This window comes from Cellulomonas sp. SG140 (assembly GCF_025770785.1).
In the GTDB taxonomy this organism is placed as follows: Bacteria; Actinomycetota; Actinomycetes; order Actinomycetales; family Cellulomonadaceae; genus Cellulomonas.
Genome location: NZ_JANZLA010000012.1, coordinates 43,851 through 68,054, shown reverse-complemented (window position 1 = coordinate 68,054; position 24,204 = coordinate 43,851). Strand labels below are relative to the sequence as shown.

Genomic DNA, 24,204 nt, shown 5'->3' with positions numbered 1-24,204 from the left:
AAGCTAAGCCCTTCAGCGCCGATGGTACTGCACCCGCCAGGATGTGGGAGAGTAGGACGCCGCCGAACACCATTCCAGAAAGGCCCACCCGCAACCGGGTGGGCCTTTCTGCATTCACCCACACCCATCGACCCGCCACCGTCGGCCGGCCGACGGTGGCGGCGCGCGTCAGGCCCGTGACCCTGGGCGTGCAGCCTGGACGTGCGCCGACGGGTCGGCCGCGGTGCTGTTTGCGGGCGGGCTGATGTCGCGGTCGGGTTTCGCTGGCGGTGTCAGCTGTTGTCGGCGATGAAGACCACCGCACCGAGAGGCGGGATGCGGACGCTGGCCGAGAAGGGGCGTCCGTAGTGGGGCACCGGATCAGCGGTGATCTGTCCGAGGTTGCCGACACCGGAGCCGCCGTAGATCGGGGCGTCGGTGTTGAGCGCTTCGGTCCAGGTGCCGGCTCCAGGTAGCGCGAGGCGGTACTGCTCGTGCGGTATCCCGGCGAAGTTGACGACCACGACGGCAGTCGGTGCGCCCGGTGCCTTGCGGAGATAGGCGAGCGTGTTTCGCTGGGAGTCGTTCGAGTCGATCCATTCGAAGCCTTCGGGCTTGTGGTCGAGCTTCCAGAGCGCCGGCTGTGCTCGGTAGAGCGTGTTGAGGTCGCGTACGAGCCGCTGAACTCCGGCGTGCTTGGGGTCGTCGAGCTGGCCCCACCACAGGGAGTCCGCCTCCGACCATTCGCCCTGCTGCGCGAACTCGTCGCCCATGAAGATCAGCTGCTTGCCCGGGTGCGTCCACTGGTACGCGAAGAGGGCGCGGACGTTCGCCGTCTTCTGCCAGTGGTCGCCGGGCATCCGGGCGTAGAGGGACCCCTTGCCGTGCACCACCTCGTCGTGCGAGAGGGGCAGGATGAACTGCTCGGAGTAGGCGTACACCATGGAGAACGTGATCTCGCCGTGGTGGTAGCTGCGGTGCACGGGTTGCTCCGCCATGTAGCGGAGCGTGTCGTTCATCCAGCCCATGTTCCACTTCAGGCCGAAGCCGAGGCCTCCGTGGTCGGTCGGCGCCGTCACACCGCCCCATGCCGTGGACTCCTCGGCGATCATCAGGACACCAGGCGTGCGTCGGTATGCCGTCGCGTTCGCTTCCTGGAGGAACGAGATGGCGTCGAGGTTCTCGCGGCCGCCGTACTGGTTCGGCCGCCACTGACCGTCCTTGCGCGAGTAGTCGAGGTACAGCATCGAGGCGACGGCGTCGACGCGGAGACCGTCGACGTGGAACTCCTCGAACCAGTAGGTCGCATTGGCGACGAGGAAGTTGCGGACCTCGGCACGGCCGAAGTTGAAGATGTACGTGCCCCAGTCGGGGTGCTCGCCGCGCAGCGGGTCGGGATCCTCGTAGAGCGACGTCCCGTCGAACCGACCGAGGCTCCAGTCGTCCTTGGGGAAGTGGGCGGGCACCCAGTCGATGATCACGCCGATGCCGGCCTCGTGGAGGGCGTTGACGAGGTAGCGGAGATCGTCCGGGTGGCCGAAGCGGGAGGTCGGCGCGTAGTACGACGAGACCTGGTACCCCCATGAGCCGCCGAACGGGTGCTCCGCGACCGGCATGAACTCCACGTGGGTGAACCCGGTCTGACGCACGTAGTCGGTCAGCTGCGTGGCGAGGTCGCGGTACGAGAGGCCCTGCCGCCACGAGCCCAGGTGGACCTCGTAGATGGAGAGAGGACCGGTGTGCGGGTCGGTGCTCGCGCGATGGGCCAACCACGCGTCGTCCGACCACGTGAACTGCGAGTCGACGACGACGGAGGCCGTGGCGGGCGGCACCTCGGTGCCGCGTGCCATCGGGTCGGCCTTCTGCCGCCAGGTGCCGTCGGCCCCGACGATCTCGAACTTGTAGCGCGCCCCCGCGGTGACGCCGGGCACGAACAGCTCCCAGACGCCGCTGTCGCCCAGTGAACGCATCGCGTGCTGCGCACCCTGCCAGTAGTTGAAGTCGCCGATGACGCGGACGGCGCGGGCGTTGGGTGCCCAGACGGCGAAGGACGTACCGGTCACGTCGCCCAGCGGGTCCGGGTAACGCCGGACGGCCGCACCGAGGACCGTCCAGAGCTGCTCGTGACGGCCCTCGCGGATCAGGTGGAGGTCCACCTCGCCGAGCGTCGGCAGGTAGCGGTAGGGCTCGTCGACCAGGGTCGTGGTGTCGCCGTAGGTGACCGCGAGGCGGTAGGCGGGGACGGTGTCGGCGTCGAGGACGGCGACCCAGATCCCGTCCTGCTCGTGGCGGGCCTCCGTCTGCCCTCCGTCCGTCACCACGGCGACGCTGTCCGCGAGGGGCCGCAGCGTGCGGATGGTCACGCCGTGCTCGCCGGGATGGGCGCCCAGCACGCCGTGGGGGTCGTAGTACAGGCCTGACGCGACCGCCCTCAGGGTGTCGGCGTCGACGGGGACCGGGGAGGGTGCGACCGAGGTCATTGCCCTAGCCAACCACCGGAGCGACGTCCCTGCAGGTGGGCGCACGGGACACGCGGAGCGGGCCCGCGACCGGCGAGCTCGGCGTCCCTCAGCGGAGCAGCCGGTCCAGCCCGGCCAGGGGGATGTGCAACCAGTCGGGACGGTTGCGCTGCTCGTAGACCGCCTCGTACAGCGCCTTGTCCAGCTCCAAGGCCGTCAGGAGCACCGCCGACGAGCCCTCGCCCGTGGCCAGGGAGGTCCCCGCCGTCTCGTCGTACCGGGCCAGGAGGGCGTCGCGGGCGGTACCGGACCAGGCGTGCGCCGCCTCGTGGTGCAGGCCACCGACGGCCGCTGCGTAGTCGAAGGACCGCAGCATGCCTGCGACGTCCCGTACGGCGAGGTCCGGGCGGGTGCGCATGGCGAGCGGTGCCAACGGCTCACCCTCGAAGTCGGTCACCACCCACCGATCCGCCGATCGGAGCACCTGGCCCAGGTGCAGGTCACCGTGGACCCGCTGCCGCGGTGGTGCGTCCGGGAGGGCACGGACGCGAGCGGCGACGCCGTGGACGGCGTCTCTGTACTCCTGCAGCGCGGGCACCGAGTCGGCGGCCCAGGCGAAGCGGTCCTCCAGCTGGCGGGCTACCTGCTCCGGACCCGCGGCACCGTCGTCGTGCGGGGCACCACTGGGTTCCGCACCGAAGCCCTGGACGAGGGCCTCGTGCATGCCGGCGATCAGGGTGCCGAGCTGGCCGGCCTCGTCGTCGAACGGCGCCCCGGCACCGGCGAGCTCGCACGCGAGCTCGAAGCCGTCCCGCGCCCCGGGGACGAAGGCCGAGAGCGCGCCGAGGTACCCCTCGACCAGCTGCCCGCCGGCGTCAGGCCAACGTCCGGCCAACCAGCCGAGCGGCGCAGGCACCCCGTCCCAGCCGACCTCGACGAGCCGGCGCGGGACGTCCACGTCCGGGTTCGGTCCCGCGGCCAGCGTGCGGAACACCTTGAGGATGCCCACGGCGGGCGCCTGGAGCTCGTCACCGGCGCGGCGCAGCACCACGGACGTGTTCGACTGCTCGCCCGTGATGACACGGGCGGTGGTGGGGTCCAGGTCGGCCGGCGCACGGCCGTCAGGGCCGTCGGCGGCGGCGAGCCACGCGCGCAGGAACGCGGGATGGCCGGTGCCGTCCAGGAGCAGCGTGTCGCCGATCCGGCCGACGGCCTCGGGGTCGCCGACGGGTGGCAGGTCGACGGATGGCAGGTCGACGGATGGTAGGTCGACGGATGGCAGGTCGGCGGGCTCTGGCAGGTCGACAGGCCGTGACGGGTCGGCCGGCGCCGTGGCGCTCGGAGCCAGCCGTTCGAGCACGAGCGGCACCTGGAGCAGCGTGTCGACCGAACCGAAGCGCACCCGAACCAGCGGGATGCGCACGGCGTCGTCGTCGAGCAGCAGCGTGGCGACCACGTCGAGCTGCGCCTCGGCCCCCTTGGCGGGGTACCAGCGACGCGTCGGCAACCACGTCCGGACGAGCTCCGTCAGCGGCTCGAGGGGGAGGTCGGCCGACCCTGCCGTCGCGGTGAGCGTCACGGGGCGATCACCTCCAGCCAGTAGAAGTCGCGCGAGCCGAGCGTGAACGTGCACGCGTCGTCCGGACCCACGGCGGGGAACGGAGCACCGCCGAAGACGTCGCGCAGCGCGGACCCTGCGGCACCGGGGAGCGTGACGCGGGCGGCGCGGGCCGTCGAGGCGAGGTTGGCCACGACCAGCACGGTCTGCGTCGGCGTCCGGCGCAGGAAGGCGATGATCGAGTCGTTGTCGCACGGCACCACCGTGAAGTCACCCATGCCGAGCGCCGGGTAGCGGCGGCGGACGGCGAGCATGCCCTTGACCCAGTGCAGCAACGAGGTGGGCTGGGCCAGCTGCGCCTCGACGTTGACGTGGGCGTAGTGGTGCACCAGGGACTGGACCAGCGGGAGGTAGAGCTTGCCGGGGTCGACCGTGGAGAAGCCCGCGTTGCGGTCCGGGGTCCACTGCATCGGGGTGCGGACGGAGTCGCGGTCCGCGAGCCAGATGTTGTCGCCCATGCCGATCTCGTCGCCGTAGTACAGGCAGGGGCTGCCTGGTAGCGACAGGAGCAGGGCGTGGGCCAGCTCGATCTCCTTGCGGGAGTTGTCCAGCAGCGGGGCCAGCCGGCGGCGGATGCCGACGTTGGCCCGCATCCGCGAGTCCTGGGCGTACCAGCCGTACATGGCGGCGCGCTCCTCGGTGGACACCATCTCGAGGGTGAGCTCGTCGTGGTTGCGCAGGAAGGTGCTCCACTGGCCGCCGGCCGGGATCGGCGGCGTGTCCGCGAGGATGTCGACGATCGGCGTCGCGCGCTGGTCGCGCAGCGCGTAGAAGATGCGCGGCATCACCGGGAAGTGGAAGCACATGTGGCACTCCGGCTCCTCCGGCGTGCCGAAGTAGTCGACGACGTCCTCCGGCCACTGGTTCGCCTCGGCGAGCATGATCCGGCCCGGGAACTCCTCGTCGAGCATCCGCCGGACCCGGCGCAGGAACGCGTGCGTGGCCGGCAGGTTCTCGCAGTTGGTGCCCTCCGCCTCGAACAGGTAGGGGACCGCGTCGAGCCGGAACCCGTCGACGCCGAGGTTCAGCCAGAAGCGGCCGACGTCGAGCATCGCCTCCGCCACGCGGGGGTTCTCGAAGTTGAGGTCCGGCTGGTGGCTGAAGAACCGGTGCCAGAAGTACTGGCGCCGGACGGGGTCGAACGTCCAGTTCGACGTCTCGGTGTCGACGAAGATGATGCGGGCATCCGGGTAGCCGGCGTTGTCGTCGCGCCAGACGTAGAAGTCGCCGTACGGACCGTCGGGGTCGGCGCGCGACGCCTGGAACCACGGGTGCTGGTCGCTGGTGTGGTTCATCACCAGGTCGACGACGATCCGCATGCCGCGGGCGTGGGTCTGCTGCACCAGCTCGGTGAAGTCGGCGATCGAGCCGTACTGCGCCGCGACGGCCGTGTAGTCCGCCACGTCGTAGCCACCGTCACGCAGGGGCGACGGGTAGAACGGCGGCAGCCACAGGCAGTCGATGCCGAGCCACTGCAGGTAGTCCAGGCGCTGGATCAGGCCCTGGATGTCGCCCGAGCCCTCACCCCGCGAGTCGGAGAAGCACCGCAGCATCACCTCGTAGAACACGGCGGTGCGGTACCACTGGGAGTCCGGCGTCGGGGCGCCCGGCAGCTCGCCGGCGGGCACCTGCGGCTGGCGGCGCGCGGGCAGGCCGTGCAGCGCCAGGGCGGCGGTGGTCGGTGGTGGCTCGGTCACGGCACGTCCACGTGCACCACGTGGGCGCAGCTGACGGTCGGGTCGAGCCGGACGAACGCCTCGGGGCCCCACCAGAACGTGGCATCGGTCAGCAGGTCGTGCGCTCGGACCGGGCCGAGCGCAGGCAGCCCGAGCGCCTCCAGGTCCAGCAGGACCATGCCTTCCCGCGGGTGGAACGGGTCGAGGTTCACGACGACCACCACCGTGTCCGCCACACCGGTCGCGGAGTCCTCCGCCGCGACGTGGCGGGAGAAGCAGACCAGGGCGTCGTCCGTCGTCGGGTGCACGCGCACGTCACGCAGCTGCTGGAGCGCCGGGTGGGCGCGCCGCACCGCGTTCAGCCGGCCGATCAGCAGCGCGATGCCGTAGCGGTCCGCCTGCGACCAGTCGCGGGGGCGGAACTCGTACTTCTCGTTGTCGATCTGCTCCTCGACGCCCGGACGCGGGATGTGCTCGACGAGCTCGTAGCCGGAGTAGATGCCCCACGTCGGCGAGCCCGTCGCGGCCAGCACCGCCCGGACGGCGAACCCGCCCAGACCGGTGGCCTGCAGGTACGGGGGGAGGATGTCGTGCGTCGTCGGCCAGAAGCTGGGGCGCATCCACGCGCCGTCCGGGCCCGCGACGGTGGCGATGTACTCCTCCAGCTCCTCCTTCGTGTTGCGCCAGGAGAAGTACGTGTACGACTGGTGGAACCCGACCTTGGCGAGCGCCAGCATCATCGCCGGCCTGGTGAAGGCCTCCGCCAGGAAGATCACGTCCGGATGGTCCCGGGCCACCTCCGCGAGCAGCCGCTCCCAGAACCGCAGCGGCTTGGTGTGCGGGTTGTCCACGCGGAACGCCGTGACCCCGTGGCTGATCCACAGCTCCACGACGCGGTGGATCTCGGCGTAGATCCCCTCGGGGTCGTTGTCGAAGTTGAGCGGGTAGATGTCCTGGTACTTCTTGGGCGGGTTCTCGGCGTAGGCGATCGAGCCGTCGGCCCGCGTGGTGAACCACTCCGGGTGCTCGCGGACCCACGGGTGGTCCGGCGAGCACTGCAGGGCGAGGTCCAGGGCCACCTCGAGGCCGAGCCCTAGGGCGGATGCCACGAAGGCGTCGAAGTCGTCGAACGTCCCCAGGCTCGGCTCGATCGCGTCGTGACCACCGGCGGCCGAGCCGATCGCGTAGGGGGAGCCCGGGTCGCCGGGCTCGGCGACGAGCGTGTTGTTGCGGCCCTTGCGGAACGTCGTGCCGATCGGGTGGATCGGCGTGAGGTAGACGACGTCGAATCCCATCGAGGCGATGCGCGGCAGCTGCTCGGCGGCGGTGCGGAGCGTCCCCGAGACCCAGCGCCCGGTCTCCGGGTCGACGTGCGCGCCGTGGGACCGGGGGAACAGCTCGTACCACGAGCCGGCCAGGGCGAGCTGGCGGTGCACGACGAGCGGGTAGTCGGCGGACGGCGAGACGAGGTCGCGCAGCGGCGTACGGGCGAGCGCGTCCCGGACGGCGTCGGACAGCGCGACACCGAGGCGCTCGTCGGCGGGGCGCTCGCGGTCCCGCAGGGCCGCCGCGGCGTCCTGCACCACCACCGCGTCCTGCTCGGGCATCGCGTCCGCCCCGGTGCGCTCGGCGGCGCGCGTCAGCACCCGTGCGCCCTCGGTGAGCATCAGCTCGGCGTCGATGCCGGCCGGCACCTTGATCCCTGCGTCGTGGGCCCACGTGCCGTACGGGTCCGACCAGCCCTCGACCCGGAACGACCAGTCGCCCGTGGCGTCCGGGACGACCCGGGCCTCGTACCGGTCGAGCCCCTTGAGCACCTCCGTCATGCGGACCCGCTGGTGCACCTCGCCGTCCGGCCGGATCAGCACGACTGTGGCGCCGAACGCGTCGTGGCCCTCGCGGAAGACGGTCGCCTGGACCGGGACGGCCTCGCCGACCACCGCCTTCGCCGGGAACCGGCCCTCCTCCGCGACCGGCGCCACGTCCAGCACCGGGATGCGCCCGATGCGGACGGGTGGCTCGTCGGGCGGCACCGCCGGGACCGCGTCCACCGTGGCGTGCCGTGCAGGCGCGCTCGAGGCGGTCGCACGGCGCGCCGGAGCGGCCGCAGGGGTTGCGGGGACCCCGCGCGCCACCGTGGGCTCGGGCTGCGGACGGGGGGACGGGGACGACGACGGTCGCACGGTCCGAACCTATCCGCCCGCGCCGCAGGTGGGCATCCGCACGGGACGTCGCTGGACGCGTGTCCTGGTCAGGGGGTGCCCCGGTGCCCCGGAGCGGCAGCGCGGCCGGCGGGGCGCAGGTGGGTGGTGGTACCGCTCAGGCGCGGACGTAGACGCGCATGCTCAGCGGCTCGAGGACCACGCTCTCGCCCACGCTCGCGTGCAGACCGCCCGCGATCGCCGTCAGGCGCTCCTCGCGGGGGTGCTCCCACACCGAGTCCCACGCCAGCTGCCACCGCGCGACGTGGTCGGGCGGCAGCCGCACCGCCAGCTGGTCCAGGGCGCCGTTGACGACGACGAGGACGGAGTCGGACTCGGGAGCGGCCGTCGTGCGGACCATCTGGAACGTGCGGATCGACGCGTCGTGCCAGCGGGCGTGGTCGAACGGCGCTCCGTCGGGGCCGAACCAGGCCAGGTCCGGCGCCTCGCCGTCGTCGGCCGGCTCACCCGTGTAGAAGCCGGTGGCCCGGAGCGCGGGGTGGGCGCGGCGCAGGGCCAGCAGGTGGCGGGCGGTCTCGAGCAGGTTGCGTCGCCAGGGCGGCAGCTTCCAGGACATCCACGACAGCTCGGAGTCCTGGCAGTAGGCGTTGTTGTTGCCGCGCTGGGTGCGGCCCAGCTCGTCGCCGGCCGTGATCATCGGTGTGCCGGCCGCGAGCACCAGCGTGCCGAGCAGGTTGCGGATCGAGCGTCGCCGCAGGGGGAGCACGTCGGCACCCGGTGAGTCGGGCGGCACCGGCCCCTCGACGCCGTGGTTCCAGGACCGGTTGTCGTCGCTGCCGTCGCGGTTCTGCTCGCCGTTCGCGGCGTTGTGCTTGTGCTCGTAGGCGACGAGGTCCGCGAGCGTGAAGCCGTCGTGCGCCGTCAGGAAGTTGACCGAAGCGGTGGGCGTGCGAGCCAGCGGCGGCGTGCCGTTGCCGAACAGGTCGACGGAGCCGGACAGGCGCGTGGCGACCTCGCGGACACGATGGCCCGGCAGGCCGTGCGCGGCGCGGCCCGGGTCGGCCAGCCAGAAGGAGCGGACGGCGTTGCGGAACCGGTCGTTCCACTCGCCGAACGGTGGCGGGAACTGGCCTGTTCGCCAGCCGCCGGGCCCGATGTCCCACGGCTCGGCGATCCGCTTGAGCGCGTGCAGCGACGGGTCGGTCGAGGCGGCGACGAGCAACGGGTGGTCCGGGGTGAATCCCTGCGTCCCGCGCCCCAGCGTGACCGCGAGGTCGAACCGGAAGCCGTCGACCCCTACCACGTCGGCCCAGTACCGCAGCGAGTCCATCGTCAGGGCGACCACCTCGGGACGCCGGAAGTCCAGGGTGTTGCCGCAGCCGGTGACGTCGACCATCCCCGCCGGGATGTTGCCGTCGTGGGCGTAGTACACGGCGTTGTCCAGACCGCGCCAGGACAGGTGCTGGCCGTCGGCCCCGCCCTCGCAGGTGTGGTTGTAGACGACGTCGAGCAGCACCTCGAGACCCGCGTCGTGGAGGGCGTGCACAGCGGTGCGGAGCTCGGCGAGGACGGCCGCCGGTCCCAGCCGCCGGGCCAGCTCGGTGGCGTACGCGGCGTGCGGTGCGAAGAAGCCGAGGGTGTTGTAGCCCCAGTAGTTGGTCAGGCCCCGCCGGACGAGGTGCGGCTCCGAGGCGTGCGCGTGCACCGGGAGAAGCTCGACGGCGGTCACCCCGAGCCGCACCAGGTGCTCGATGACCGTCGGGTGCGCCAGCCCCGCGTAGGTCCCGCGCAGCTCGGGCGGCACGTGCTCGGCCAGCGCGGTGAGGCCCTTGACGTGCGCCTCGTACACGACGGTGTCGCGCCAGGGCGTCCAGGGGCGGTTGGTGGCCGGGTCGGGGCCGGCGAGGTCGCGGGTGTCCACGACGACGGCATGCGGGACGTGCGCGGCGGAGTCGCGGCCGTCCGCCGCACCGTGCGGGTCTCCACGGAGCTGGTCGTCGACCACGTGACCGTAGGTGGCCGGGCCGTAGCCGAGCGTGCCGACCAGACCGCGCGCGTAGGGGTCGACCAGCAGCTTCGCCGGGTTGTACCGCAGGCCGTAGGAGGGCTCCCACGGCCCATGGGCGCGGAAGCCGTACCGCTGGCCCGGTTGCACACCGGGGACGTGAGCGCTGAAGACGCCGAGCGACGGACCGTCGAGCCGGACGCGGCGTTCGCCGCCCTCGTCGAGCAGGCACAGGTCGATCGCGTCGGCGTGGGGGGCCAGCACGGCGACGTCGATGCCGTCGTCGACGACGTGCACGCCGAGGCGTGGCGGTCGTCGGGACGGGGAGCTCACGCGACCCATTGTCACCGCCCGCCGGCGGGAGCCCGCACACGCCTCGCCTGGGACCGTCGGTCCTTGCGGCATGCGACGAGCAGCGGACGCCTCGGGACCGCGCCGGGGACGCCGGGTAACGTTCCGGCCGTGAGGATCCTCGTCGCCGTGAAGCACGTGCCGGACATCCAGTCCGAGCGTTCCCTCGGACCCGATGGCCGCATGGTCCGGGACGGCGGTGACGGGACGCTGAACGAGCTGGACGAGAACGCCGTCGAGGCCGCGCTCACCCTGGTCGAGGAGGCGGAGGACGGAGAGGTGGTCGTGCTGACCGTCGGTCCGGACGACGCCGTCGACGCCGTGCGCCGGGGCCTGCAGATGGGGGCCGACGAGGCGGTCCACGTCGTCGACGACGCGATCGCCGGCTCGGATGCCGTCAGCACGGCCCGCGTGCTCGCGGCCGCGGTGCGCCGGCTGTCCGAGCAGCAGCCGGTGGACCTGGTGCTCACCGGCATGGCAGCCCTCGACGGCCTGACGTCCCTGGTGCCGACCGTGCTGGCGGACCTGCTCGAGCTGCCCGCGTTGACCTTGGCGACCGAGGTGATGGTGGACGAGACGGCGGGCACGGTGACGATCCGCCGCGAGCTGGACCACGCGGTCGAGCTGCTGCGCGCACCGCTGCCGGCCGTCGTCTCGGTGACCGACAGCGCCAACGAGCCCCGGTACCCCGGTTTCAAGGGCATCATGGCCGCCCGCAAGAAGGTGGTGACGACGTGGACGCTGGCCGATCTCGGGATCGCGGCCGACCAGGTCGGTGCGGCGGGGGCCCGGACCGCGGTGGTCGAGGCTGCGGAGCGGCCACCCCGTGAGGACCGTGTCCTGGTGACCGACGGCGGGGACGCCGGCGTGCGCCTGGCGGCCTACCTCGTCGAGAACAAGCTCGTCTGACCCGGACCCGAGGACCTGCGATGACTTCCCCCGTGCTGGTGCTGCTCGACCACGCCGCCGACGGCGTGCTCCGACCCTCGGCGGCGGAGCTGGTGACGCTCGCCCGCCCGCTGGCCGGTGACGGCGGCGTGCTCGGCGCCTGGGTGGGCGACCGACCGGGCCCCGACGCGCTGGCGGTCCTCGCTGCCCACGGTGTCGCGGCGGTGCACGTGGTGCGTCCGGACGCCGATCCCGCGCTCAGCGCCGTCACCGCCGAGGCGGTGACGGCCGTGCTGGGCGCGACCGGGGCGGGACTCGTGCTGATCCCCTCGACGTTCGAGGGCAAGGAGGTCGCAGCCCACCTGGCCGCGTCCACCGGCGCCGGCGTGGTGACGGATGCGGACGGGGTGCAGCTGCAGGACGGCGTGCCGGTGGCGAGCAAGACCGTGCTCGCGGGGACCTGGACCACCCGGTGCTCCGTGGTCGGGGCGCCCGCCGTGGTGACGGTGAAGGCCAACGCCGTTCCCGCGGAGCCGGTCGCGGCACCGACGGAGCCCGCCGTGGTCGAGCACGAGCTGACGGTGAGCCCGGCGGCACGGCGGGTGGAGCTGGTGGAACGCACCGAGCGGGCGCCCTCCGACCGGCCCGACCTCTCCGGTGCGCAGGTGGTCGTGGTCGGCGGGCGCGGGACGGAGGGCGACTTCGGCCCCATCGAGGAGCTCGCCGACCTGCTCGGCGCGGCCGTCGGGGCCACCCGGGTGGCGACGGACGAGGGCTGGATCGCCAAGGAGGCGCAGATCGGGCAGACCGGCGTCACCGTGACGCCGCGGCTCTACATCGGTGCCGGGGTGTCCGGCGCGGTGCACCACCGCGGCGGCATGCAGGCCGCCGGCACGATCGTGGCGGTGAACTCCGACCCGGACGCGCCGATCTTCGAGATCGCCGACTTCGGCGTCGTCGGAGACCTCTTCACGGTGCTTCCGCAGGCGACCGCGGAGCTTCGCCGGCTGCTCGGCTGACCGCCGGCCCTCGGGTACGACGGCCACCCGGGGCCGCGGCGGCCGGGTCAGGACAGGTCGCGCAGCCAGCGCAGCGTCGCCTCGCCCTGAGCCGCCTGGAACGGGCGAAGGTTGGGAACGCCCGCGGGTGCGGGCTGCAGCGACCCCCAGACGAGGTACCCGGCGAGACCGGCCAGCCCGGCCCGCAGGTCGTCGCGGCTGACCCCGTCCGACACCGCCCTGGACGCGAAGATGCTGGCCGGGTCGCCGCCGCCCTGCAGCTCGACGGACGGCAGCATGAAGGCCAGGTCGAGCCACGGCGCCCCGACGCTGGCGTGCGGCCAGTCGATCAGCCACACGCGGTGGTGGTCGTCGATCATCACGTTGTCCGCGCGAAGGTCGCCGTGCACCAGCCCGTCACCGGCGAGGACGCCCGGCGCGTCCTGCTCCCAGCGCACCAGGTCGTCGAGGTGCTCCAGCGCCCACAACGTGACCGGTCCCTGCTGCGCCAGCGTCGCGCGGTCAGCGGACGGTCCGTGGAACAGCCGGCGCCAGCCGGTCAGGTCCTCCGCCAGCAGGTCGTCGGTGCGGGGCAGGCCGTGCCCCGGCAGCGGCTCCGCGTCCGCGAGCGCGTCGACGGCGTCCAGGACGGAGGCGAGGTCGCTGGGCCGCCACGGCATCTCGGGGGAGCGACCGTGCACGGACTCGAAGCCCAGCAGCAGCCAGCCGTCCTCCTCGCCGGACCACAGCAGCCGAGGCGCGGGCACCTCGGGAGGCAGCGCCGAGGCCACGACGATCTCGCGGCGCGCCAGCTCGACGGAAGAGGGGTTGATCTCGGCGGAGACGGCCTTGACGAAGACGTCGCCGCCGTCCGCCAGCTCCAGCACCGCCACGAAGCCGGGGGAGAAGCCCTCCGTCGCCGTGATCTCCGCCGTCACCTGCGAGCCGGCCAGGGTGCTGATCGCCCGGCGCACGCGGGTCGGCAGGTCGCGCCAGTCGAGCCGCTGACCGCTGAACGCAAGCGGCAGGGCGATGGCGTCGTCGGCACCCACGGAGGTCATACTGCCAGCCCGTCCCGTCCCGGTGGCGGTTCGTCCATCCACCGGTTCGTAGACTCGCACGGTGAGCGTCTACCTCGACCACGCGGCCACCACACCGATGCTCCCGGCCGCCGTCGAGACGCTCACCGCCGAGCTGGCCCGCACGGGGAACCCGTCCTCGCTGCACGGGTCCGGCCGTGCCGCCCGGCGCACGGTCGAGGAGGGTCGCGAGCGGCTCGCAGCCGCCCTGGGCGCCCGACCCAGCGAGGTCGTCCTGACCTCCGGGGGGACGGAGGCCGACAACCTCGCGGTGAAGGGCCTGTTCTGGGCGCGGCGCACCGCCGATCCCGAGCGACGCCGGCTGCTGGTGTCCAGCGTGGAGCACCACGCGGTGCTCGACCCGGCGTTCTGGATGGCGGAGCACGCGGGCGCCGAGGTGGTGCTGCTGCCGGTCGACGGGGACGGCGTGGTGGACACGGCGGCGCTCGCGGCCGAGCTGGCGGAGCACGGCTCCCGGACGGCGCTCGTGTCGGTGATGCGGGCCAACAACGAGGTCGGTGCACTGCAGCCGGTGGACGAGGTGGTGGCGCTGGCGCACCGCTACGGCGTCCCCGTGCACGCCGACGCCGTGCAGGCCGTGGGCCAGGTGCCCGTCGACTTCGCCGGATCGGGGCTCGACGCGATGACCGTCACCGCGCACAAGCTGGGTGGGCCGGGCGGCATCGGTGCGCTGCTCGCCCGGCGCGGCCTCGACCTGACGCCCGTGCTGCACGGCGGAGGTCAGGAGCGCGGCGTGCGGTCGGGCACGCTGCACGCTCCGCTGGTGGCCTCGTTCGCGGTCGCGGCACAGGAGGCGGTGGCGGTGATGCCGGAGCTCGCGGTCCGCGTCGGCGCGCTGCGCGACCGGTTGGTCGCCGGGGTGCTCGACCGTGTGGCGGGGGCGCGGCTGCGGGGACCGGCGGAGGCGTCGCGACGGCTGCCCGCGAACGCCCACTTCACCTTCGACGGGTGCGAGGGCGACTCGCTGCTGTACCTGCTGGACTCGGCGGGGATCGAGGCGTCCACGGGGTCCGCGTGCCAGGCCGGGGTCCCGCAGCCGAGCCACGTCCTGCTGGCCATGGGGCTCGGCGAGGACGACGCCCGCGGGGCGCTGCGGTTCAGCCTGGGCCACACGAGCACGGAGCAGGACGTCGACGCCCTGCTCGCCGCGCTGCCGGCCGCCGTGGACCGCGCGCGGGCGGCCGGCCGGGCGCTGCGGGCGGCGGTGCCGGCCTGATGCGGGTGCTCGCGGCGCTGTCCGGCGGTGTCGACTCGGCGGTGGCGGCAGCGCGCGCGGTCGACGCGGGTCACGAGGTGGTCGGGGTGCACATGGCCCTGTCCCGCAACCGCGACCAGCTGCGCACCGGCTCACGTGGCTGCTGCTCGATCGAGGACGCCGGCGACGCCCGTCGCGCGGCGGACGTGCTGGGCATCCCGTTCTACGTGTGGGACCTGTCGACGCAGTTCGAGCAGACGGTGGTCGCCGACTTCCTGTCCGAGTACCAGGCGGGTCGCACCCCGAACCCGTGCGTGCGGTGCAACGAGCACGTCAAGTTCTCGGCGCTGCTGGACAAGGGCGTGGCGCTCGGGTTCGACGCGGTGTGCACGGGGCACTACGCGCGCGTGGTCGACGGTCCCGACGGGTCCCGTGAGCTGCACCGGGCGAGGGACGCGGCCAAGGACCAGTCGTACGTGCTGGCGGTGATGGGTCCGCAGCGGCTCGCACGTGCGCTGTTCCCGCTCGGGGACGTCGTCTCCAAGGAGCAGACACGCGCCGAGGCGGCCCGGCGCGGTCTGTCCGTCTCGGCCAAGCCCGACTCCTACGACATCTGCTTCGTGGCCGACGGGGACACCCAGGGGTTCCTGAGGGACCGGCTCGGCTCCCGCCCCGGCGAGGTGGTGGACGTCGACGGCACGGTGGTCGGGGTGCACGACGGGGCGTACGCCTACACGGTGGGGCAGCGGCGTGGGCTGCACCTGGGACGGCCGGCGGTGGACGGCCGCCCGAGGTACGTGCTCGCGGTCGAGCCGGTGCGGAACCGGGTCGTGGTCGGCCCGGCGGAGGCTCTTGCCGTGACCGCGGTGCGGGCGGACCGTGCCGTGTGGTTCGGCGAGGCGCCGGCTGCCGGGACGGCGTGCGACGTGCAGGTGCGGGCGCACGGTGCGGCGGTGGGCGCTCAGGTCATCCGGGCGGACGACCGCGTCGAGGTCGCGCTGGACGCGGACGCCGCGCTGCGCGGCGTGGCGCCGGGGCAGTCCCTGGTGCTCTACGCGGGGAGCCGGGTGCTGGGACAGGCGACGGTCACCGGGACCGCTGGGCCGGCGTCGGCTGCGACGGGTCGGGATTCCGCGGTGCGCGCATGACGGCGGTCAGCGGTCCCGGCCCGTGGCCAGGGATGGACGCGCTCGAGGCGCAGAACGTGGTGCTCGGCGAGCTCGCTTCGCCGCCCGAGGGTGTCACCGGGATGCCGTTCGCGGTGGTGCTCACCCAGCGCGGGCCGTGGTCCGACCTGCTCGGACGGGCCCTCGGGATGCTCGTCGACCTGCCGGCCGAGCTGGGCCCGCACGGCTGGCGGCTGACCGGTCGGCCCGGCGGCGACCTGCTGCGCACCCGCTCCTACCTGCGCGACGACGTCGACGCCCTCGCGGTGGCGGCGCACGGCTGGTCCGGGCCGCTCGTGGTCCCCGTGTGCGGACCCGTGACGACGGCCGCGTCCGTGGACCTCGCCCGGGGCGACCGGGTGCTGAGCGACGCCGGCGCCTCCCGGGACGTGGCGGAGTCGTTGGCCGCAGGTATCGCCGACCATCTCGCGTCGCTGCGCCGTGCGGTGCCGGGCGCGACCCCGACGCTGCTGCTCCACGAGCCCGAGCTGGCGGCCGCGATCGAGGCTCGGGTCCCGACGTTCTCCGGCCGGGCCACGTTGCGTGCGGTGCCGGTGCAGGTGGCCGGTGAGCGCATCGCCGCGGTGGCGGCCGCCGCTCGTGCGGCCGGGGCCGGCGACGTGGTGGTGCACACCGGGAGCTCGCTGGTGGGGTTGGCCGCGGCGATCGTGGCCGGGGTCGACGGCGTGGCGGTGGAGATCCGGGACCTGCCAACTGCGGGCTGGGAGCAGCTCGCCGGTGCGGTGGAGGCCGGGACGGCGCTGTGGGCTCAGCTCGCGCCGGCGCCGCGCGGGTCGGGAGCGGCGGTGGACGTCGCGGCGCACGCGGAGCAGCTGCTGCGGCCGTGGTCGCGCATCGGGCTGGCCACCGCGCAGCTCGAGGGCGTGGTGCTGATGGCCCCGGCCGGCGACGGTGCCCCGTCCGCGCGCCGCGCGCTCGCGGACACGGTGCAGGCCGCGCAGCGGGTCGCGGACCGCGCCGCCGGGTAGGCGTGCGACCGGTGGCCGGCGCTCCGGGGCCGCTCGCTGGCCGGCGGTGCGGTGCCGGTCGGCGGCTGTCGGTGGTGCGGACCATGATGTGCGCGTGAGCGAGGCGAACCAGACCGGGCCCGACGAGGGGGCACAGGGCGGTGACCAGGGCACCGGCCCGCAGCAGGAGCAGGAGGTTCCTGCCGAGGTGCGGCGCCGGTGGACGGACCTCGCCGAGCGCGTGCGGTCCGACCAGTTCGCCTACTACGTGCTCGACTCGCCGCCGTCGTCGGACGCGGAGTACGACGAGCGCCTGCGGGGGCTGGCCGCGCTCGAGGACCAGTACCCGGGCCTGCGCACCCCTGACTCTCCGACGCAGCAGGTGGGCGGGACGTTCTCGACCGAGTTCGCCGCCGTGCAGCACGCCGAGCGGATGCTCTCGCTGGACAACGTCTTCTCCCGCGAGGAGCTGGCCGCCTGGGCCGATCGCGTGCAGCGCGACGTGCCGTCCGGGGTGCCGCTGCACTGGCTGTGCGAGCTGAAGATCGACGGGCTCGCGATCGCGCTGCTGTACGAGCGTGGCCGGCTGGTGCGCGCCGCCACCCGGGGCGACGGGCGCACCGGGGAGGACGTCACCCTCAACGTGCGGACCATCCCGACGATCCCGGCGGTGCTGGCCGGACCGCCGGAGTCGCACCCCGAGCGGATCGAGATCCGCGGCGAGGTCTTCCTGCCGGTCGAGGCCTTCGAGCAGCTCAATGCGGCCCAGGTCGAGGCTGGGCGACCGCCCTTCGCCAACCCCCGCAACGCGGCCGCGGGGTCGCTGCGGCAGAAGGACCCCCGCGTGACCGCGTCGCGGCCGCTGCGGATGTACGCCCATGGGTTCGGTGCGCTGCGCTGGGGGCCCGGGGGCGGGGTCGGCGTGGAGCGGCAGTCGCAGGTGTACGACCTGCTGGCCGGATGGGGCGTGCCGGTGTCCTCCCACAGCCGCGTGGTCGGCTCGCTCGACGAGGTGTGGGCGATGGTCGAGCACTACGGCGAGCACCGGCACGACGTCGAGCACCAGATCGACGGGATCGTCGTCAAGGTCGACGAGATCGCGCTGCAGCGTCAGCTCGGCAGCACCAGCCGGGCGCCGCGCTGGGCGATCGCCTACAAGTACCCGCCGGAGGAGGTGAACACCCGGCTGCTGGCCATCGAGGTCGGCATCGGCCGCACCGGCCGGGCGACCCCGTTCGCGGTGATGGAACCGGTGCTGGTGTCCGGCAGCACCGTGCGGCAGGCGACCCTGCACAACCAGGACGTGGTCCGCGCCAAGGGCGTGCGGATCGGCGACATGGTGGTGCTCCGCAAGGCGGGGGACGTGATCCCGGAGATCGTGGGCCCCGCACCCGCGGCCCCGGACGACACCGTGCCGCGCGTCGAGTGGCACATGCCGGCCGACTGCCCGGAGTGCGGCACCCCGCTGCGGCCGATGCGGGAGGGGGACGTCGACCTGCGCTGCCCGAACGCCCGGTCCTGCCCGGCCCAGGTGCGTGGCCGCCTCGAGCACATCGGGTCCCGCGGCAGCCTCGACATCGAGGCCTTGGGAGAGGTGACGGCGGCCGCGCTGACGCGGCCCGAGGTGCCGAGCACCCCGCCGGTGCCGACGGAGGCGTACCTGTTCGACCTGGTCGGGTACCCGGCCGACGCCCCCGCCGAGACGGTGGAGCGCGTCCGGGCGGCCAGCATGGCGCTGCTCGCCCAGGTCGAGGTGGTGGTCCGGGACCCCGAGACTGGGCTGCCCCGGGAGGACCCCGACGGGGCCGTGCGGCGGCGCGCACCCTTCCGGCGGCAGGCGAAGCGCACGCCGGCCGCACGACGCGCGGCGGCTGTGGACGGTCGCGAGCTGCCGGAGTGGGAGCCGTCCGAGCAGGCGCGCAAGCTGCTCGACGAGCTGGACGCGGCGAAGTCCAAGGAGCTGTGGCGCGTGCTGGTCGGCCTCAGCATCCGCAACGTCGGTCCGATCGCGGCGCGCGCCCTCGCGTCCGAGCTCGGGTCGATGGCGGCGCTGCGCGAGCTGCTGACCGACCGGGAGACGGCGCTGGCCCGACTGTCCGGCATCGAGGGCATCGGACCGACGATCGCGGAGTCGATCGTCGACTGGTTCACCGGCCCCGAGTCGGACTGGCACCGCGAGATCGTGGACCGGTGGGCGGCCGCCGGGGTCCGCATGCAGGACGCGCGTGACGAGTCGACGCCGCGCACGCTCGAGGGTGTGACCGTCGTCGTCACCGGCTCTCTCGAGGGCTTCAGCCGCGAGGAGGCGAAGGAGGCGATCCTCACCCGAGGGGGCAAGGCGGCCGGCTCGGTGTCGAAGAGCACCGACTTCGTCGTCGTCGGGGAGAACGCCGGCTCCAAGGAGGCGAAGGCTCGCGAGCTCGGCCTGCGGATCCTCGACGAGGCGGGGTTCGTGACACTGCTGGCGGACGGTCCGGACGGGGTCGCCGAATGAGCGGGGCGCCGGCTCCGCTCGCGGTCACCGTGCGCGTGGCGAGCGAGGACGACGAGCAGGCGGCCGGGGAGCTGACGGCCCAGGCCTACCAGGCGGACGGTCTGCTCCTCGACGCCGACCCCTACGCGGACGAGCTGCGCGACGCGCACCGCCGGGCCGTCGAGGCGCGGCTCCTCGTCGCGACGGTGCCGACGGGGGACGGTCGCGAGGCCGTGGTCGGCTCGCTGACGCTCGCACCGTACGGCTCCTCCTACGCAGAGGTGGCCGAGCCGGACGAGGTCGAGGTGCGCATGCTCGCCGTGGCGCCCGAGGCCCGACGGCGGGGTGTGGCGGAAGCCCTGATGCAGGCGGCGCTGCGGGAGGCGGTCGCCGGGGGCGCCCGTCGGGTGGTGCTGTCGATGCTCGACGCGGCCACGAGCGCGCGGCGCCTGTACGACCGGCTCGGTTTCGAGCCGCAGCCGGACCGGGACTGGGGGCACGGGGGCGTCCACCTGCGGGTGCACGCGTGGACGGCTCCCGAGCCGCCGGGCGCGCTGGTCGAGGCTGCTACCTGGAGCCCGGCACACATGGTGGACGTGGACGGCTGGCGGGTCGGGTTGTCTGCAGGGATCACCCGCCGGGCGAACAGCGTCCTCGCGCTGGCCGCGCCGTCCGACCTGGCGGGTGCCCTGGCGCGCGTCGAGGCGCTGTACCGCCAGGAGTCGTTGCCCGCGACCTTCCGCGTGGGGAGCGAGTCGCGGCCCTGGGACCTGGACCTGCTGCTCGAGGACCGGGGCTACACGACAGTGACGACCACCGACGTCCTGGTGCGGGCGGCGCACGACCCGACGCACGGCTCGGCGGAGCGCCCACCGCGTCCCGCCGGGCTGCACGTCGGTGACGACCCGGAGGAGGACTGGGTCCACGACTGGCTGGCCGGCAAGCACGGCGTGCATCCCGACAGCGCGGCCGTCGGTCGGGCCGTGCTCACCAGCGCACGTGCCCGCTATCTGTCCGTGCACGACGGCGGGCGGCTGGTCGGGCGGGCCCGCGTCGCCTTCGCCGAAGGCTGGGCGGGGGTGTCCTGCCTGGCCGTCGACCCGGCTCAGCGCCGACGTGGACTGGGCCGCGCGCTGATGGTCGCCGCCCTCGGGGAGGCGGCGCAGGCGGGGGCCCACCGCGTCTTCCTCCAGGTGGAGGCGTCGAACTCGGGTGCCGCGCGCCTGTACTCCACGCTGGGCTTCCGTCCCGCGCAGCGGTACGCGTACCGCGAGCTCACCCTGCCGTGAGCGTCGCGCCGCGGATACTGGAGAGGTGATCTCGACCTCTGCCGCCGAGCGGCTGCACCGGGCGGGCCTCGTGTGGCACCCGCACGCCGGGGACCGGTTCGCGCTCCGCTCGGCCCAGCTGTCCGGCGAGGTGTTCACCATCAGCGACATGGTGGTGGAGGCCCATCCCTACCCGAGCGGGACGGTGCTGGGCTTCAACGGCACCACCGAGTGGGCCCTGGACTCCGTCGAGCAGGACGACGCCCTGTGGCTGCCCCGCGAGGACCAGCTGCGCGAGCTGCTCGGCGGGACGTTCCGCAGCCTGGCGCGCACGTTGGACGGTCGCTTCGAGGTGCTCGTCGAGCTCGCCGGCAGACCCGAGCAGGTGTTCGGGGCCGACTCGGCGGCGGACGCCTACGCGGAGGCACTGCTCGAGCTGCTCGCCGTCGCCCTCGAACGCGGCTGACCAGCGACCGGGTGGTCGGCGGGAGACGCCGGTCGGCCGGGCCGGCGGTGGTCCGGCCGGGCCCCGGGGCCCGAGGGGCCGTCCGAGGGCGCCACTAGACTCCACCGCATGTCCACCCTCTCTCGCGACGAGGTCGCGCGCGTGGCGGCCCTGGCGCGGATCGACCTGACGTCCGTCGAGCTGGACCGCCTCGCCGGCGAGCTCGACGTCATCGTCCAGTCGGTCGCCCGGGTCGCCGAGATCGCCACCCCGGACGTCCCGGCCACCAGCCACCCGCTGCCGCTCACCAACGTGTTCCGCGCCGACGAGCCGGTTCCGCCGCTCGACCGCGACGAGGTGCTGGCCGGCGCACCGGCCGCCCAGGAGGGCAAGTTCGCCGTCCCGCAGATCCTGGGGGAGGACGCGTGAGCGCCGACCTGACGCGGCTGACCGCCGCCGAGCTGTCCGAGCGCCTGGCCACCCGCGAGGTCAGCGCGGTCGAGGCGACCACCGCGCACCTGGAGCGGATCACCGCGGTGGACGGCCCCGTCCATGCGTTCCTGCACGTCAGTGCCGACCAGGCGCTCGCGACGGCGGCAGACGTCGACGCCCGGCGGTCAGCGGGCGCGCCGGTGCACCCCCTCGCCGGGGTGCCGATCGCCGTCAAGGACGTCGTCGTCACGCGCGGCCTGCCCACCACCGCCGGGTCCGCCATCCTGCGCGACTGGGTGCCGCCGTACGACGCGACGCTGGTGCAGAAGATCAAGTCCGCCGGCCTGCCGATCCTGGGCAAGACCAACATGGACGAGTTCGCCATGGGATCGTCCACCGAGCACTCGGCGTACGGGAACACGCACAACCCGTGGGACCTCGACCGCATCCCCGGCGGCTCGGGCGGCGGTTCCGCCGCCGCCGTCGCGGCCTACGAGGCGCCGCTGGCGATCGGCACGGACACCGGCGGCTCGATCCGGCAGCCGGCGGCCGTCACCGGCACCGTCGGCGTGAAGCCGACGTACGGCAGCGTCTCGCGCTACGGGCTGATCGCGCTGGCGTCCAGCCTCGACCAGGCCGGCCCGGTGACCCGCACGGTGCTGGACGCCGCGCTGCTGCACCAGCTGATCGCCGGCCACGACCCGTTCGACTCCACGTCGCTGCCGGACGAGGTGCCGGACTACGTCGCGGCCGCGCGTGCGGGCGCGTCGGGCGATCTGCGCGGTGTGCGCGTCGGCGTGATCCGTGAGCTGCAGGGCGACGGCTACCAGCCGGGCGTGCTGGCCCGCTTCACCGAGTCGCTGGACCTGCTGCGCGAGGCGGGTGCCGAGATCGTCGAGGTCTCGTGCCCGCACTTCCAGTACGCCCTGGCGGCGTACTACCTGATCCTGCCGGCGGAGGCGTCGAGCAACCTCGCCAAGTTCGACGGCATGCGGTTCGGCCTGCGCGTCGAGCCGGACCACGGCCCGGCGACCGCCGAGCGCGTCATGGCGGCGACCCGAGGCGCCGGCTTCGGCGACGAGGTGAAGCGCCGGATCATCCTGGGCACCTACGCCCTGTCGGCCGGGTACTACGACGCCTACTACGGCTCGGCGCAGAAGGTGCGCACGCTGATCCAGCGGGACTTCGCGGCCGCCTTCGCGCAGGCGGACGTGCTGGTGTCCCCGACAGCGCCGACCACGGCGTTCCGGCTCGGCGAGAAGCTGGACGACCCGCTGGCGATGTACCTGAACGACGTGGCGACCATCCCGGCGAACCTCGCGGGCGTCCCGGGCATGTCGCTGCCGTCGGGACTGTCCGACGACGGCCTGCCCGTCGGCTTCCAGGTGCTGGCGCCGGCGCGTGAGGACGCGCGGCTGTACCGGGTGGGGGGCGCCCTCGAGGCGTTGCTGGAGCAGAGCTGGGAGGGGCCGCTGCTCTCGCGCGCGCCCGAGCTGGAGGTGGCACGGTGACGACGAGCGTGGACTTGGTCGAGTACGACGAGGCGGTGTCCCGGTACGACCCGGTGTTCGGGATCGAGGTGCACGTCGAGCTGGGGACGCGCACCAAGATGTTCGACGGCGCCGAGCAGTCGTTCGGGGCGGAGCCGAACACGCAGGTCACCCCGGTGAGCCTCGGCCTGCCGGGTGCGCTGCCGGCGGTGAACGGCACGGCGGTCGAGTACGCGATCCGCATCGGTCTGGCGCTGAACTGCACGATCGCCGCGAGCTGCCGCTTCGCCCGGAAGAACTACTTCTACCCGGACGTGCCGAAGAACTTCCAGACGTCGCAGTACGACGAGCCGATCGCGTACGACGGCTGGGTGGACGTGGACCTCGAGGACGGCACCACGTTCCGGGTGCAGATCGAGCGCGCCCACATGGAGGAGGACGCCGGCAAGAACACCCACGTCGGTGGTGAGGGTGGCCGCATCCACGGTGCGACGTACTCGCTGGTCGACTACAACCGGGCCGGCGTGCCGCTCGTCGAGATCGTCACCCGGCCGATCGAGGGAGCGGGCGCCCGGGCACCCGAGGTGGCCCGCGCCTACGTCCAGACGCTGCGCGACATGTTCCGCACGTTGGGCGTGTCCGAGGCGCGGATGGAGCGCGGCAACGTGCGCGCCGACGTGAACCTGTCGCTGCGCACCAGCCCGCAGGCGCCGCTGGGCACGCGGACCGAGACGAAGAACGTCAACTCCTTCCGTGCCGTCGAGCGCGCCGTGCGCTACGAGGTGACGCGCCAGGCCGCCGTCCTCGACGCGGGCGAGGCCGTGGTCCAGGAGACGCGGCACTGGCACGAGGACACCGGGATCACGACGCCGGGCCGCGTGAAGTCGGACGCGGAGGACTACCGGTACTTCCCGGAGCCGGACCTCGTCCCGATCGCACCGGACCCGGCCTGGGTCGAGCAGATCCGCGCCGCGCTGCCGGAGCTGCCGGCGGCTCGCCGTCGTCGGCTGCAGGGGGAGTGGGGCTACGCCGACGCCGAGATGCGCGACGTGGTCAACGCCGGTGCCGTGGACCTCATCGAGGCGACCGTCGCCGCGGGCGCCTCGCCGGCAGCGGCGCGCAAGTGGTGGATGGGCGAGCTGGCCCGCACCGCCAAGCAGCAGGAGGTCGAGCTGGCGGACCTGCCGATCACGCCCGCGCAGATCGGTGCGCTGCAGCAGCTGGTGGACGCCGGCCGGATCAACGACAAGCTGGCGCGCCAGGTGCTCGAGGGCGTGCTGGCCGGTGAGGGAGACCCGGAGCAGGTGCTCGTCGCCCGTGGCCTGGAGGTCGTCTCCGACGACGGGCCGCTGCTGGCCGCGATCGACGACGCCCTGGCGGCCCAGCCGGACGTCGCGGAGAAGATCCGTGGCGGCAACCTCGGCCCGGTGGGCGCGATCATCGGCGCGGTGATGAAGGCGACCCGCGGGCAGGCCGACGCCGCACGGGTCCGCGAGCTGGTGCTGGAGCGGGTGCGGGGCTGACCGGATCG

Annotated in this window: 17 protein-coding genes; 11 read left to right on the top strand and 6 right to left on the bottom strand. The window is 73.7% G+C overall.

Features of this window, described 5'->3' with window-relative positions:
- Positions 1-272 precede the first annotated feature (272 nt).
- The 5 genes from glgB to glgX all read right to left on the bottom strand — a co-directional run bounded on the left by glgB (position 273) and on the right by glgX (position 10,241).
- The gene (gene glgB / locus N0B34_RS17305) at positions 273-2,459 is read right to left on the bottom strand and encodes a 1,4-alpha-glucan branching protein GlgB (RefSeq protein ID WP_263732521.1); all 2,187 of its coding nucleotides are present in this window, start codon (positions 2,457-2,459) and stop codon (positions 273-275) included.
- Positions 2,460-2,547: 88 nt separating this feature from the next.
- Positions 2,548-4,017 (bottom strand): maltokinase N-terminal cap-like domain-containing protein, encoded by a 1,470-nt coding sequence (locus N0B34_RS17300; RefSeq protein WP_263732520.1) that lies wholly within the window; start codon positions 4,015-4,017, stop codon positions 2,548-2,550.
- Positions 4,014-5,753, bottom strand: a complete 1,740-nt coding sequence (treS, locus tag N0B34_RS17295; protein ID WP_263732519.1) for a maltose alpha-D-glucosyltransferase — start codon at positions 5,751-5,753, stop codon at positions 4,014-4,016. Before treS ends, N0B34_RS17300 begins: the two co-directional genes overlap by 4 nt.
- A complete protein-coding gene (locus N0B34_RS17290) occupies positions 5,750-7,915 on the bottom strand; it encodes an alpha-1,4-glucan--maltose-1-phosphate maltosyltransferase (protein ID WP_412175768.1) in 2,166 nt (721 codons plus the stop codon). Before N0B34_RS17290 ends, treS begins: the two co-directional genes overlap by 4 nt.
- A 136-nt stretch (positions 7,916-8,051) precedes the next feature.
- Entirely contained in the window at positions 8,052-10,241 is a 2,190-nt protein-coding gene (glgX, locus tag N0B34_RS17285) for a glycogen debranching protein GlgX (RefSeq protein ID WP_263732518.1), read from the bottom strand.
- Between the two features lie 120 nt (positions 10,242-10,361).
- Here glgX and N0B34_RS17280 point away from each other — a divergent pair, with 120 nt between their 5' ends.
- Both N0B34_RS17280 and N0B34_RS17275 read left to right on the top strand, forming a co-directional pair.
- Complete coding sequence (locus N0B34_RS17280; RefSeq protein WP_263732517.1) at positions 10,362-11,159, top strand: electron transfer flavoprotein subunit beta/FixA family protein; 798 nt, start codon at positions 10,362-10,364, stop codon at positions 11,157-11,159.
- A gap of 20 nt (positions 11,160-11,179) precedes the next feature.
- A complete protein-coding gene (locus N0B34_RS17275; protein ID WP_263732516.1) occupies positions 11,180-12,157 on the top strand; it encodes an electron transfer flavoprotein subunit alpha/FixB family protein in 978 nt (325 codons plus the stop codon).
- Between the two features lie 47 nt (positions 12,158-12,204).
- On the opposite strand, the gene N0B34_RS17270 is transcribed toward N0B34_RS17275, so the two are convergent.
- Positions 12,205-13,197 (bottom strand): phosphotransferase, encoded by a 993-nt coding sequence (locus tag N0B34_RS17270; protein WP_263732515.1) that lies wholly within the window; start codon positions 13,195-13,197, stop codon positions 12,205-12,207.
- A 61-nt stretch (positions 13,198-13,258) separates the two neighbouring features.
- On the opposite strand from N0B34_RS17270, the gene N0B34_RS17265 reads away from it, so the two are divergent.
- The 9 genes from N0B34_RS17265 (at position 13,259) to gatB (ending at position 24,196) form a co-directional block, all read left to right on the top strand.
- Positions 13,259-14,452: a cysteine desulfurase family protein gene (locus N0B34_RS17265; RefSeq protein WP_263732514.1), complete on the top strand. Its 1,194-nt coding sequence runs from the start codon at positions 13,259-13,261 to the stop codon at positions 14,450-14,452.
- The gene (gene mnmA, locus N0B34_RS17260; protein ID WP_263732513.1) at positions 14,452-15,579 is read left to right on the top strand and encodes a tRNA 2-thiouridine(34) synthase MnmA; all 1,128 of its coding nucleotides are present in this window, start codon (positions 14,452-14,454) and stop codon (positions 15,577-15,579) included. Before N0B34_RS17265 ends, mnmA begins: the two co-directional genes overlap by 1 nt.
- Positions 15,576-16,586, top strand: a complete 1,011-nt coding sequence (locus N0B34_RS17255) for a hypothetical protein (RefSeq protein ID WP_263732512.1) — start codon at positions 15,576-15,578, stop codon at positions 16,584-16,586. The genes mnmA and N0B34_RS17255 overlap by 4 nt, the downstream gene beginning before the upstream one ends.
- Before the next feature lie 187 nt (positions 16,587-16,773).
- The gene (ligA, locus tag N0B34_RS17250; protein ID WP_263732526.1) at positions 16,774-19,059 is read left to right on the top strand and encodes an NAD-dependent DNA ligase LigA; all 2,286 of its coding nucleotides are present in this window, start codon (positions 16,774-16,776) and stop codon (positions 19,057-19,059) included.
- Complete coding sequence (locus N0B34_RS17245) at positions 19,056-20,327, top strand: GNAT family N-acetyltransferase (RefSeq protein WP_263732511.1); 1,272 nt, start codon at positions 19,056-19,058, stop codon at positions 20,325-20,327. The genes ligA and N0B34_RS17245 overlap by 4 nt, the downstream gene beginning before the upstream one ends.
- Positions 20,328-20,352: 25 nt before the next feature.
- Positions 20,353-20,772, top strand: coding sequence for a pilus assembly protein CpaE (locus tag N0B34_RS17240; RefSeq protein ID WP_263732510.1), 420 nt, complete (start codon positions 20,353-20,355; stop codon positions 20,770-20,772).
- Positions 20,773-20,880: 108 nt separating this feature from the next.
- A complete protein-coding gene (gatC, locus tag N0B34_RS17235) occupies positions 20,881-21,180 on the top strand; it encodes an Asp-tRNA(Asn)/Glu-tRNA(Gln) amidotransferase subunit GatC (RefSeq protein ID WP_263732509.1) in 300 nt (99 codons plus the stop codon).
- A complete protein-coding gene (gene gatA / locus N0B34_RS17230) occupies positions 21,177-22,694 on the top strand; it encodes an Asp-tRNA(Asn)/Glu-tRNA(Gln) amidotransferase subunit GatA (RefSeq protein WP_263732508.1) in 1,518 nt (505 codons plus the stop codon). Before gatC ends, gatA begins: the two co-directional genes overlap by 4 nt.
- Positions 22,691-24,196, top strand: coding sequence for an Asp-tRNA(Asn)/Glu-tRNA(Gln) amidotransferase subunit GatB (gene gatB, locus N0B34_RS17225; protein ID WP_263732507.1), 1,506 nt, complete (start codon positions 22,691-22,693; stop codon positions 24,194-24,196). The genes gatA and gatB overlap by 4 nt, the downstream gene beginning before the upstream one ends.
- Positions 24,197-24,204 lie beyond the last annotated feature (8 nt).

Excerpts from the sequence above, each read along its gene's own strand:
- glgB (WP_263732521.1), bottom strand. The coding sequence starts at position 2,459 with ATGACCTCGGTCGCACCCTCCCCGGTCCCCGTCGACGCCGACACCCTG.
- gatC (WP_263732509.1), top strand. The coding sequence starts at position 20,881 with ATGTCCACCCTCTCTCGCGACGAGGTCGCGCGCGTGGCGGCCCTGGCG.
- N0B34_RS17270 (WP_263732515.1), bottom strand. The coding sequence starts at position 13,197 with ATGACCTCCGTGGGTGCCGACGACGCCATCGCCCTGCCGCTTGCGTTC.
- N0B34_RS17245 (WP_263732511.1), top strand. The coding sequence starts at position 19,056 with ATGAGCGGGGCGCCGGCTCCGCTCGCGGTCACCGTGCGCGTGGCGAGC.
- N0B34_RS17255 (WP_263732512.1), top strand. The coding sequence starts at position 15,576 with ATGACGGCGGTCAGCGGTCCCGGCCCGTGGCCAGGGATGGACGCGCTC.
- N0B34_RS17275 (WP_263732516.1), top strand. The coding sequence starts at position 11,180 with ATGACTTCCCCCGTGCTGGTGCTGCTCGACCACGCCGCCGACGGCGTG.
- glgX (WP_263732518.1), bottom strand. The coding sequence starts at position 10,241 with ATGGGTCGCGTGAGCTCCCCGTCCCGACGACCGCCACGCCTCGGCGTG.
- mnmA (WP_263732513.1), top strand. The coding sequence starts at position 14,452 with ATGCGGGTGCTCGCGGCGCTGTCCGGCGGTGTCGACTCGGCGGTGGCG.